The organism is uncultured Rikenella sp. (genome assembly GCF_948810725.1).
In the GTDB taxonomy this organism is placed as follows: domain Bacteria; phylum Bacteroidota; class Bacteroidia; order Bacteroidales; family Rikenellaceae; genus Rikenella.
Map to the genome: position 1 here is coordinate 1 of NZ_CAQIVA010000052.1, position 12,058 is coordinate 12,058.

9 protein-coding genes are annotated in these 12,058 nt (G+C 59.6%); 2 read left to right on the forward strand and 7 right to left on the reverse strand.

Annotated elements, in window-relative coordinates; translation table 11 throughout:
* Positions 1-1,118 precede the first annotated feature (1,118 nt).
* Both Q9S52_RS09500 and Q9S52_RS09505 read right to left on the reverse strand, forming a co-directional pair.
* Positions 1,119-2,252: a GTPase gene (locus tag Q9S52_RS09500; RefSeq protein WP_304708941.1), complete on the reverse strand. Its 1,134-nt coding sequence runs from the start codon at positions 2,250-2,252 to the stop codon at positions 1,119-1,121.
* Positions 2,242-3,411 (reverse strand): sigma-54 dependent transcriptional regulator, encoded by a 1,170-nt coding sequence (locus Q9S52_RS09505; protein ID WP_297831882.1) that lies wholly within the window; start codon positions 3,409-3,411, stop codon positions 2,242-2,244. Before Q9S52_RS09505 ends, Q9S52_RS09500 begins: the two co-directional genes overlap by 11 nt.
* Positions 3,412-3,543: 132 nt before the next feature.
* On the opposite strand from Q9S52_RS09505, the gene Q9S52_RS09510 reads away from it, so the two are divergent.
* Complete coding sequence (locus Q9S52_RS09510; RefSeq protein ID WP_297624181.1) at positions 3,544-4,281, forward strand: DUF4290 domain-containing protein; 738 nt, start codon at positions 3,544-3,546, stop codon at positions 4,279-4,281.
* A gap of 80 nt (positions 4,282-4,361) precedes the next feature.
* Here the strand turns inward: Q9S52_RS09510 and Q9S52_RS09515 are convergent, their stop codons facing one another.
* The 3 genes from Q9S52_RS09515 to Q9S52_RS09525 form a co-directional block, all read right to left on the reverse strand.
* Positions 4,362-5,240 carry a nitroreductase family protein gene (locus Q9S52_RS09515; protein WP_304708942.1) on the reverse strand — a complete coding sequence of 293 codons (879 nt, stop codon included), beginning with the start codon at positions 5,238-5,240 and terminating at the stop codon, positions 4,362-4,364.
* A gap of 1,762 nt (positions 5,241-7,002) precedes the next feature.
* Positions 7,003-7,272, reverse strand: a complete 270-nt coding sequence (locus Q9S52_RS09520) for a type B 50S ribosomal protein L31 (protein WP_294594470.1) — start codon at positions 7,270-7,272, stop codon at positions 7,003-7,005.
* Positions 7,273-7,361: 89 nt separating this feature from the next.
* Positions 7,362-8,216, reverse strand: coding sequence for a GIN domain-containing protein (locus Q9S52_RS09525; RefSeq protein ID WP_304708943.1), 855 nt, complete (start codon positions 8,214-8,216; stop codon positions 7,362-7,364).
* 89 nt (positions 8,217-8,305) lie between these two features.
* On the opposite strand from Q9S52_RS09525, the gene Q9S52_RS09530 reads away from it, so the two are divergent.
* Entirely contained in the window at positions 8,306-8,464 is a 159-nt protein-coding gene (locus Q9S52_RS09530; RefSeq protein ID WP_297624190.1) for a hypothetical protein, read from the forward strand.
* 677 nt (positions 8,465-9,141) lie between these two features.
* Here the strand turns inward: Q9S52_RS09530 and folP are convergent.
* Positions 9,142-9,999, reverse strand: coding sequence for a dihydropteroate synthase (folP, locus tag Q9S52_RS09535; RefSeq protein WP_304708944.1), 858 nt, complete (start codon positions 9,997-9,999; stop codon positions 9,142-9,144).
* A 20-nt stretch (positions 10,000-10,019) separates the two neighbouring features.
* Positions 10,020-11,087 (reverse strand): DUF4831 family protein, encoded by a 1,068-nt coding sequence (locus tag Q9S52_RS09540; RefSeq protein ID WP_304708945.1) that lies wholly within the window; start codon positions 11,085-11,087, stop codon positions 10,020-10,022.
* Positions 11,088-12,058 lie beyond the last annotated feature (971 nt).

The following is a 12,058-nucleotide window of genomic DNA, read 5'->3' on the forward strand; positions in this document are numbered from 1 at the left end:
CTATCCGGATCCACGTGCCGGCGGTCTTCAGCTGCGTTGCCTCTCGGAATAAACGCGCCCAAAAGGCGTTCTACTGGCCGCCTCTACCCTAAAACTACCCCAATACCTGCCAGTCTCTACCCTACTTTAGTTCGATCTTGGCGGCCGAAGCCTGCGGGGCCTAAAACGAGCATAGCGAGTTGCGGGCCTCCGCGGCCGAAGGCTTCGGCCCGCGCGCCCCTGCGGGGCGCAAAAACAACACCATTCACCGCCCAAGGCTGCCGGATTCGTCCTCGGCGCGCCCCCCGCGCCGCTAATGCGTCGATCTTGCCGAGGATGGCGATTCCTCACGGAATCGCGCTATTTGTCTTGGTTAAAGCTGTTCGCCGCTAGCGGTGAATGCAACGAGCTCCGACGAGTTGCAGCCCGCCGCCGGGGATGGCGGCGAACTGCGCGGCTCTGCGAGCCGCAGAAGCTCGGCCAAATGCCCGGCCAACAGCAGAGCCCAAAGCACCGCCCAACCCACAGCCGCCTGCTCAGCCCAGCGCGGCGCGAAAACCGTAGCCGGTTTTCGCGCCCGAAGAACAGGCACAGCCCAATTCTCCGCCCCGTGTCCGCCTCACTGCGGCTCCGCTATCGCTCCGCCGCTTTTTCGCGCGCCCTGCGCGATTCAACTATTTCGGCGGTGAGCCGAAATAGTTGAATCGCTTCTTTAGGCGGCGCGCGATGGGTTTGAGGGGACTGTTCTTTCTGTGAACAGAAAGAACCAAAGAACCGACGCAGCAACCGAGAGCCATCAAACTTGTTTGAATGGCCGAGGTGCCAGGAGGAAGGTGTAGCCAAACTTTAGACGGATGCTGGCGCATCCTCAAACTGCCGATGACCCCATTCTCTGTTCCGCGCGCTGGCGGAAATCTTATTCAAACGCGAAACACGCGTTTGAATGATTTCCTTCTCCAGCAGTCGCGCGCGGGTCGAGCTTTGCCCCGCCTGAAACTGCCCTGCGCGGGCAGCGGCCGGGTGACCCCGGCAGGACGGGAAATGCTTACGCATTTCCACTGGTAGCCTCTACCCCAAACGCGCGGCAGCCTCGCCCAGCTCCCTATCCGCACGCAAAACGCGAAGGAGTTTTGACCTGCCTAAAACGAGACGCCACGCAATTTGCGGATCAACATGCCGTAATTCGTAATCGGCACCCCGCTACGAACCGCCGCCCGGATCCGAGCCTGCACCATTCGCCGCGTCGCCACACACCCCCCGCACTGCACCGCCAGCGCATAATCAGACAGCGACTCCGGCAGCGGATCGCGACCGCTCACAAACGTAAACTCCAGCGACTCAATCCCCGTATACGCCCGCAACCACCCCGGAATCTTTGTCCGACCGATATCGTCGCAGGTCACCTGATGAGAACAATTCTCGATAACCAACACCCGGTCTCCCGCCTTCAAACCGTCCACCGCCGCCAGACCTGCCCCGTAGACCGCCGCATCTCCCTTCTGCTCCGCCAGCAATACGCTGAACGACGTCACCTCCGCCTCCGGACACCGCTCCCGCACCAGCGTCGTCACCTCCCGAAACGCCTGACTGTCCGTCACCACCAGCCTCGGAGCATGGAGCCGCAACGCCTCTCCCAACTGTTCCGGCTGCACGACGATCGCCACCGCCCCCAGCTCCAACGCCGCCCGCAACGCCTGTACCTGAGGCAAAATCAACCGTCCCGCCGGCGCTCCCGCGTCGATCGGACAAACCAGAAGAATCACCTCTCCCGCCACAATCGCCCGCTCGCCGAAAAACGGCGGCATTGCATCCGCCTCGCCCGGAATCGCAGCGCAAATCCGCTGAAGCACCTCCTCCGCCGACAAATCCGCGGCACGGGAAAGCAAAAGCAAATACGGCACATCGTTCGCCCGAATCCGATCGAGCAACCGCCGCTCCGCCCCCGACGGACGAGCGTCCGCCAGCAAGACCACCGCCAAATCCACCTCCGAAAGCGTCTGCCACGTCTTCGCCACCCGCAACCGCCCCACTTCCGACCCCTCGTCATCGATCCCCGCCGTATCGATAAAGATCACCGGCCCGTAGCCCGTCACCTCGAAAACCCGGCGCACCGGATCGGTCGTGGTTCCCGCTACGGGCGAAACCACGGCAGCCTGCTGACCGGTAATCCGGTTCAGCAGGCTGCTCTTCCCGACGTTCGTCACGCCGTAAATCCCCACCCGAGGCGCCTGTTCGCCACCGCACGCACGCCGATTCGAATCCTTACTCCCCATTGGCCTGCATCACATTGAGTTTCACGTCGTCCAGCGTAATCTCCGCCCCGCTCAGAATCAACAGCCGCTCGACCGCATTGTGCAACTCGCGGATATTCCCCGTCCACGGCATCCCCACCAAAGCCTCCATCGCCTCCGCCGTAATCGTGCTTTTGGGCTTTCCCTTCTCCGCACAGATGTTCCGGATAAAATGCTCGACCAGCAACGGAATATCCTCCCGTCGATCGACCAGTTTCGGCACGTGGATCAGAATCACGCTCAGCCGGTGGTACAAGTCCTCGCGGAAATTTCCCTTCGCAATCTCCTCGGTCAGGTTCTTGTTGGTCGCCGCAAAGACCCGCGCATCCACGTCGATATCCTTGTCCGATCCGACGCGTGTGATCTTCCGCTCCTGCAACGCCCGCAGTACCTTGGCCTGCGCCGCCAGACTCATATCTCCGATCTCGTCCAGAAAGATCGTCCCGCCGTCCGCCTGTTCGAATTTTCCCTTGCGCTGTTTGATCGCCGAAGTAAACGCCCCTTTCTCATGCCCGAAGAGTTCGCTTTCGATCAGTTCCGACGGAATCGCCGCACAGTTCACCTCGACGAACGGCATGTTCACCCGGTCGCTCTTTTCGTGCAACCACCTGGCCACCAACTCTTTCCCCGTACCGTTCGACCCCGTGATCAAGACCCTCGCATCGGTCGGGGCCACTTTGTCGATCAGGGTCTTCACCCGCTGAATGGCCGGCGACTCGCCCACGATTTCCGCCACTTTATGTATCTTGCGTCGCAAGGTCTTGATCTCCTTGACCTGCGACCCGCGCTCCAGCGCGTTTTTGACCGTCACCAGCATCCGGTTCATATCGACCGGTTTTTCGATATAGTCGAACGCCCCTTTCTTGATACACTCTACCGCCGTGTCGATATTTCCGTGTCCGGAGATCATCACGACCGTCTGATCCGGATGGGTCTCGATCAACTTGTCGAGCAGTTCGATGCCGTCCATCTCGGGCATCTTGATGTCGGAAATCACCAGTTCGAACGGTTCGTCGCACACCATCTTATATCCGGCCGCTCCGTTTTCGGCCGTTTTCACCGTATGTCCCTCCATCTCCAGCAACTCGCCGATGATGTTGCGGATGCTCCGTTCGTCGTCGATAACCAGGATTTTAGCCATATGCAAACCTTTTTTTTCGAATTTCCAAAGTTAAGCATTATATTTGCTTTGTTTTCATTCCCGCGGGGAAATAAATTTCCGACCGACTCCCCGTGTTTTTCCGGCGACGGTATCGCCTTGTTTTCAACACACATGAACAGAGAAAAATCGAGACTCCTGCTCTCGGAGTACGGACGCAACGTCCAACGAATGGTGGCCTATCTGAAGACGATCGAGGATCGGGAGCTCCGCAACCGGCAGGCCGAGGTGGTGGTGGCGGTGATGGGGAACGTCAATCCGGCGCAGCGGGACAGCGAGGGTTTTCAGCACATGTTGTGGGATCATCTGTTCATGATCGCGGATTTCGACCTGGATGTGGATGCACCGTATCCGAAACCGACGCCGGCGATGTTCGCGCCGCATCCGAAACGGATGAGCTCGTCGCAGAGCTATATCGCCCAGAAACAGTACGGGGCGAATGTCCGGCGGATGGTGGAGACGCTGGCCGGCGAGCCGCAGTCGGAGGAGCGGGATGCGGCGGCGGCGAGTGTGGCGAAGTATATGAAACAGAAGTCGTTCGAATACAACAAAGAGTTTCCTTCGAACGAAGGGGTGATCGGCGACATCCGACTGATGTCGCGGGGGCGGATCGTGTTGGAGAGCGACACGCTGGATCACACGCGGATCGATACGTCGAGCGTGCGGAGCGCGAGCGGCAACCGGATGAACAAAACCAATCGGAATAGCGGAACGAATACTACGGGGGCGATGAGCGCGGGGACGGGAACGGGCAATAATACGGGCAACGGGGCGGCGGCTCCGCGGAAATATGTCCGGCGGAATCAGGGAACGGGGGGAAACAATACCGGCGGGACGAACAATCGGGCATAATCTCCGACCTTGATTATACGCAAGAGGCGTTCCTTCTACGGGAACGCCTCTTCGTTTTTAGATCATATGATACACCCGCCTTACCGCTCCTCCAACCACTGCACCTCGACCGGTTTTTTGTCGATATAATTCGGGAACGCGAATTTCGGCATCCCGAGCGCCATCCCGGCATAGACTTTCCGTCCTTTCCCCACCCCCAACAGCTGTGCGAATCTCCCTTTTCGGTCCTGCTTCATCGCCGAGAGGACGAATCCGGTATAGATCTGGCTCACTCCCAAGCTCTCGGCCATCAGCGACCCGTTTTCATAGGCCAAATTGGTGTCTGTCGCTCCGAAACGCGAATCGGCGGGAGCACAAATAAAAACGACAGCCTGCGCGCCCCGCAAGACGAGGTCTTCGCCTCGCCCCCACGCTTCGATCAGTCGCCGGAAAGCGGGCAAATAGGCATACACCTGCGGCACCACTCGCCGCAACAGGGGACGCAACACCGGGTTCTCCAATTTTCGCCGCACGCCGTCGAACGTGTCGAGGGTCAGTTGGATGATCTGTTTCAACTTCTCGGGGTCGGTCACGACGATGAACGAGACCTCTTGTCGGTTGCTGGCGGTCGGCGCCCGGTGAGCGGCCTCCACGATCTGTTCCAACAGGTCGCGCGGCACAGGACGGTCGGTCAGCGCGCGGTTCGAGCGCCGTGCCCGACAGAGCTCCAGCACTTGCTCTGCCGTGGGCAGGGCGTTCCTGTCGACGGGGTGCACTTTTTCGGCGGGAAACTCCGTATGGGTCACGGCCCCGGTCGGACAAGCGGCTACGCAATGTCCGCACACGATACAGGTTTCAGGCCGTTCGATCCCGACAGGGGCTTTCGGTTCGGCCTGCGTAAAAATCCGCGACGGGCAGACCGCGACGCAGCGCCCGCACCGGATACAGGTGGACGAATGGATATCTAAGGTAAATTTCATGCGGATGGTTTTTCGTACGTTTTCGGCAAAGATAGCGAATCCGGACAGATGTTCCGCTCGCCTGGTACCCCGCCCCGGGCTACCGCCATCGGGATACGGGTGCGCCGAGCCGCGTTGGCAGCAACGGGTACAGTTGGGCTTCCACGTTTGGGGGCACCAATGGCATGCACTTGAATTTCAGTGTGACGTGGCTCTATCCTAGCGATTCGTATTACCGCGCTCACGGTTTTCAGTTGCGGTGCCTCTCGGAATAAACGGTGCGGGCCCGCGGTGGGCAAGGGGCTGGAGCTTCTCCTAATTGCGTTTTTAAGTGCATCCCTGCGGTTCGAAGAACCGCCCGGCCGGAGCCACCCCAAGCGGCGGGGACGCACAGCGTCTTTTAATGGCAGCCTCTATCCCTAAGACGGGCTACCTCTACCCTATTCGTGCTCCTGCGGTTCGAAGAACCGCGCGGGCCGAAGCCACCCAAGGCGTAGGTCTGCAACATCGCAATGCTCGTTTCCGGCCACGCTGGCTTCGACCCGAATCAATTCCAGCCGAATGCACCATCCCCCCATCCTTTCATGTTTGGCCTGTCGCCCATCCCCCTGAAGCCGCTACGCGGCTTGGGCGACGAGGCCGGCGACCCTTTAGGGTCGCAAGAGCACGCCCAATTCACCGCCCATTCTGGGAAGTTCGTCCTCGGCGCGCCCCCCACGCGCCGCTATGGCGTCGCTCTCGCCGAGGACGGCGATTCTGCGAATCGCGCTATTCCTCTTAGCTTTAGCAATTCGCCGCCAGCGGTGAACGCAACGAGCTCCGACGAGTTGCAGTCCGCCGCGTGGGGTGGCGGCGAACTGCACGGCTCAAAGAGCCGCAACTGCACTACCTCATTCGTCGCCCCAATTCTGTCGGGTTCGAGCTGCGGCGTCCGACCCGGGCACCGAAGATGCCCCGCCGCAAGCCCGGCGGCTCGAAGAACCGCAAAAGCAACACCTTATTTCTGACGGCTTCGGCCTGTCGCCCACTCCCCCGAGCGGCAAAGCCGCTGGGCGAACAGGCCGGCGATTCTACGAATCGCGCTACTCGCTCTCGGACCAAATTCCAGCCCAAAGCTCGTCCCCATGCTCAGCCCAACGCGGCAGGAAAACCGGCTACGGTTTTCCCGCCTGAAGAACAAGCATAGCCCAAAGCTCGCCCCAGTTCTCCGCCCCGTGTCCGCCTCACTGCGGCTCCGCTGTCGCTCCGCCGCATTTCTTCGTCGCCCGCTGGGATTTCATCTCGATTTTGCTAGCGCAAAACGAGCGAAATCCCCATTTAGGCGGGCGGGCGACGGGTTTCGCGCACCGTTCTTTGTCCGCGCGCTGGCGGAAATCTTATTCAAACGCGTATTTCGCGTTTGAATGATTTCCTATTTCAGCGATCGCGCGCGTTTAGTTTGAGGGTACTGTTCTCTTTGTTCACAAAGAGAACCAGAAAAACTTTAGACGGATGCTGACGCATCCTCAAACTGCCTCAGTCCAACCCTTTGTGCGCGCGCCTGTCCTAAAGGAGGGTACTGCCCTTACGCCGGGCGGGCGGTGCCTCCTGGCACTCGGAAGGGGCAGCCTCGGCCCCAAGGCTGCCTCTACCCCCATTCTCCGTCCACTCAAAATATAGCACCTCATCCCCAACCCCATTTCCACATAAACACAAAAAAAGCGCCGCCGATCGTTTTTCAACAATCAGCAGCGCTCTCTATCATCGACCGGCTCCGAACCGACCGGAAAATCAAGCTAAAAAACTATTTATTAGCGTTCCGTTTATCGTAGTGTTTCTGATACCGGCTCATGAACTTATCGACACGTCCTGCGGTATCCACCAGCGTCTGCTTCCCGGTATAGAACGGGTGCGACGCGCTGGAGATTTCCATCTTGTAGACGGGATAGGTTTCGCCGTCGATCTCGATCGTCTCTTTCGTATTCACGGCGGACCGGCACAAAAAGACCTGATCGTTGGACATATCCTTGAATGCCACGATACGATACCCTTCCGGGTGCAATCCTTCTTTCATTGTGCGTATTGTTTAACGTTAGGTTGATGTGCTGTTTTTCGCTTTCGCGGGGCAAAGATAGGATTTATTATCGGGAACTGCAAATCCGATCAATCGAGCCGTTTGACGCCTTTGCCGGTCATCCGCCCCGCACCCGTGTAGCGGAATGAGCCCATCGTGCTGACCTGCGCCGTCCCGTTTCCGGTCACGCAAGCTTTGACCTGCCCCATTCCGGTCACTTCGGCGGTGACGTGTTCGGTTTCGAGCCGTTCCAAATCGGCTGACGAAGTACCGCCCACGTTCCAATCGGCTTCGGCAGCCGAACCCGACAACACCACGCCCGACACGCCTGTCATCCGAAGCGTCATCTCCGCAGTCCGCAATTCGCCTCTCACTTTCGCCGTTCCGCTGGTTTCGATCATCGTGCGCCCCGTCGCCGAGAGTTTCACATCGCTCAAATCCGACGTCCCCGAGGCTTCGATGTCGATCTCGCCGGCCGAACAGCTGAGCAGATTGACCGAAGCGTTTCCGGAAGTCGTCAGCCGCAGTTTACCCGAGCTGGAGCACCGACCGGTTCCGACGACCGTAGAGGCTCCCGTAACGTTCAGGTAGGCGAGTTCCGAAACGGTCACCCAGGCTTGGGGTTTCTTTTTACTTCCGGTGAAGTATTTAGTCATGTCGTCCTTGAAGGCCAGCCGGACGAATCCGTCTTCGGTATATTCAAAGACCAATTTGTCTTCCAGTTCTCGCAGAATTTCGACTTTAGCTCCCACTTGCTTCGAAGCGCCGTCGGCTTGCTGTAGCTGTAGGTCGAACGCTCCGGCAATAATCACGCCCCGGATCGGTTTGTCGGCGTATTTTTCGACCACCACGCTCTCTTGTGCTTCCGCGCACCGGGGCACAAAGGCCAACCATCCGCACAACAGACAAACCAGATATCCGAAGGAGGAAAATAACTTTTTCATGAATGATCGGTTTTTATTCGATTTTACTTTAATTCCTATTTTTCACCAATCCCGCCCCGGGCTACCGCGATGCGGGCGGCAATGGGCGTTTGGGCGATCTGATGCATGTCGGCAACAACGGTTTCAGCTATTCATCGTCGGTAAGCGGCATCAAGGGGGTGTATTTGGGGTTCGGCACGGGGAGTCTCAATTCCGACGGTGCGGACTGCCGTGCCTACAGTTTTCAGTTGCGTTGCCTCTCGGAATAAACGCCGCGTACCCGCGGTGGGCAAGGGGCTGGAGTTACCCTAATTAAGTGACTCTACCCTATTTCAATTTGACTTTGCGGACGGACGCCCCGAAGGGTCGCAGGAGCACGGCCCCATTCGTTTCTTATTTAAGCTGTTCACGCCAGCGGGGGCAAAACGAGCATCGCGAAGTGGCGGCCCTAAGCTCGGCCCAAATCTTGCGGGTTCGTCCTCGGCGCGCCCCCCACGCGCCGCTAAAGCGTCGCCCTTGCCGAGGACGGCGACCTAAAGGTCGCAAAAGCACCGCCCAAAGCCCGGCCAAAACAAAGCCCCAAGCACTGCCCCGTGTCCGCCTCACTGCGGCTCCGCTGTCGCTCCTTTAGGCGAGGCGCGCGATTTGAGGGTACTGCGCTCAGGCCGCGCGGGCCCCACGTCCCGTGGACGGGAAATGCTCACGCATTTCCACTGGCCGCCTCTACCTCCGTTCTCTGTCCGCGCGCTGGCGGAAATCTTATTCAAAGCGCAAGACGCTTTGAATGATTTCCTACTCCAGCAGTCGCGCGCGGATCGAGCTTTGACCCGCCTGAAACTGCCCTCAGGCCGGACAGGCCGCCCTTACGCCGGGCAGGCGCGCCCACAGGGCGTTTTACTGGCAGCCTCTACCCCAACAACGCACTGCAATACCCAAACCGCCGCATTCACTCCGCACGACCGGAACAGGCCCGAACGAGACGCACCGTCTCGACCGCCTCGCGCACATCGTGCACCCGCAAAATCGCAGCGCCCTGGCGCAACGCCTCGGCGTTCAGCACCGACGTCCCGTTCAACGCTTCGTCCGGAGTAACCCCCAGCGTGCGCCATATCAGACTCTTGCGGGACAAACCCGCCAAAATCGGCAACCCGAAGACCGAAAGTTCATTCATCTGCCTCAACAACTCGAAATTCTGCGACACACTCTTCGCAAAGCCGAAACCCGGATCCAAAATCAAATCCACAATCCCCGCCTCCCTGCTCTGCGCGACCTTCTGCACGAAATAACGCAACACCGCTCCCAAAACACCGCCGCCTTCCGCCGGATAGTCGGTCTGTGACGTCATCGTCTGCGGCGTCCCGCGCATGTGCATGGCGATATAAGGCAACCTCAACTCCCCGACCGTTCGCAACATCTGCGGATCGAGCTCGCCCGCCGAAATGTCGTTCACCACGAACGCCCCGTAACGGTCATAAAGCCGCCGCACCACCCCCGATCGAAACGTATCGACCGACAACGGGAAATCCGCTCCGGCCACCTCGCGCACTACGCGCAAAGCATGGTCCAACCGGGCGAACTCCTCTGATTCCGGCACTTCATCGGCTCCCGGACGCGACGAATAGCCGCCCACATCCAACATGTCTGCCCCTTCGTCCAAAGCCTGTTCGACCGCCCGGGCGATTTCATCGTCGCTCTGCCGCCGACTGCCCTCGAAAAACGAATCCGGCGTGGCATTCACGATTCCCATCACCCGCGGTCTTTCCTGGCCGACCGACCACAGCCGACCGCCTATATCGATCTCCATCGCGTTTCTGCACAGAGGGATCAAAATATGACCGGAGCCGAAGCGAACGTCCCCATCTGGAAAATCGGAATCCGCTCCCGCGCCAACTCATCCGTGCCGTCGACCAGCTTGACGATCTGCACCGCCGGAATCCGGTACGGCAGATTCGCTCCGCCCTTCTTCGCACTCCCGACAGTTCCGCGCGAAGCACTTCCGGTCTCTCCGGCCCCTTCGGCCGTCATCTCGATCACCAGCGGCCGACCCGACAGATCGCTGTCGGGCACCAGCCCTTTGGTCGGCGAGAAACGACACACGATCGAGGTCCCTTTTTCCGACGGCAAAACCGAGTAGGTACGCACAATCCGCTGGGTATAACGTTTCCCGATGAACAACGAGAGGTATTCGGCCTCCAGGCGGTCGATCTCTTTCAACGCAGCCGGCAGTCCGGCTCCGAAGACATGTTCGCCCATCTCGCCAGTCACCAGATCGAACCGCCGTTTACGCAGGGTGAAAATCGCGTTCGCCGCATCGGCCGCCAGCTGTTCGGTGCTCTTCTCCACCATCGAAGTCCGGTTCACGGGCAGCTCGCCGAAGCTCTCGCCGTCGGCCAAGCCGTTCTGTTCGACGGTCGCGCCGTACAACGGCTGAAGACTCACGTCCGTAAACGGGTTGTTGTTCCCCATGGCGGCGTCCTGAAACTTCGCATCGGCCACCAACGGCTGCCGGGACTGCGGAACGGAGAGCCAGTGAAATACCCGGCTGCGGGCATCGACGGAACGATCCAGTGCATAGGTCTGTGCGGGATCGGGCTCTTCGTAGTAGCCCAACGAGGCGTCCAATATCCGATAGTTCTGTTTATCGTTCATCGCGGCGCCCGAAATACCGAGATACTGGGCGGCGTACTTGGCATAAGTTCCGCGCAGGATCACTTCGCGTTCGACCACGACGGTAGCGGTCACCACCGTCCGCGGCAGGGTGTAGCCATCGACAGCGGCGGCTCCGTTGCCTTGCGGGAATGCGCTCACCTGAGCCGTCGCGGGAAGGGCCAGCAGTGCGAGGGAGCTGTACACGACAGCCGAAACTGCCCGATAAAAAGTCTTGCTTTTCATATTGTTTTCGATTTATATCGTTTTTTCCGAAAGGATTGTCGGTCAAAAATAGCTTTTTTTTCGGAACGATGCGCCGGAGAAGACAATATATCTCTGCCTCAGCGAGACAGGAGCGTTAGGAGGAGGCTCGCCCCGGGCTACCGCGACTTCGGTCGCGCGGGCTATGAGGGTATAACGAGGGGCGTCGGCAACTATGGGTTCAGTTGGTCGTGTACGCCGGTGACAGGCGACTTCACGGTGCGGTGTTTGGACTTTTCCACGCAAGGTCTCCACCTCAGCGGCCTGCACTATCGCGCCATCGGTTTTCAGTTGCGGTGCCTCTCGGAATAAACGGGGCAGGTGCTGTGTCGTTTTAATGGCAACTTCGTTTAGAAACTGTCTCCTGCGGCTCATAGAGCCGCGCGGGCCGGAGCCATCCCCGGCGTAGGCCTGCAAGCTCACTACGTTCGTTGCGTTCCACCCGGGCGTCCGACCCGAATCAATTCCTCCCTAATAAACCACTCCAATTCTGTCGGGTGCGGGCTGCGCGCTCCGGGGGTGGGCCGAAGGCCCAGCGCGCAGGCCCGGCGACCTAAAGGTCGCACAAGCACCGCCCAAATCCAAGCCCCATGCTCGGCCTAGCGCAGCGGGAAAACCGACTACGGTTTTCCCGCCCAAAATAGGCACGTCCCCAAACTCGCCCCAGTTCTCCGCCCCGTGTCAGCCTCACTGCGGCTCCGCTGTCGCTCCGCCGCGTTTTCGCGCGCCTTGCGCGATTCATTCTATTTCGGCTACCGCCGAAATAGTTGAATCGCTTCTTTAGGCGAGGCGCGCGGCTGTCCTACGGGAGGGTACTGCCCTCGGGCCGGGCAGGCCCCACGTCCCGTGGACGGGAAATGCTGGCGCATTTCAACTGGCCGCCTCTACCCCTATTCTCTGTCCGCGCGCTGGCGGAAATCTTATTCAAAGCGCAAGACGCTTTGAATGATTTC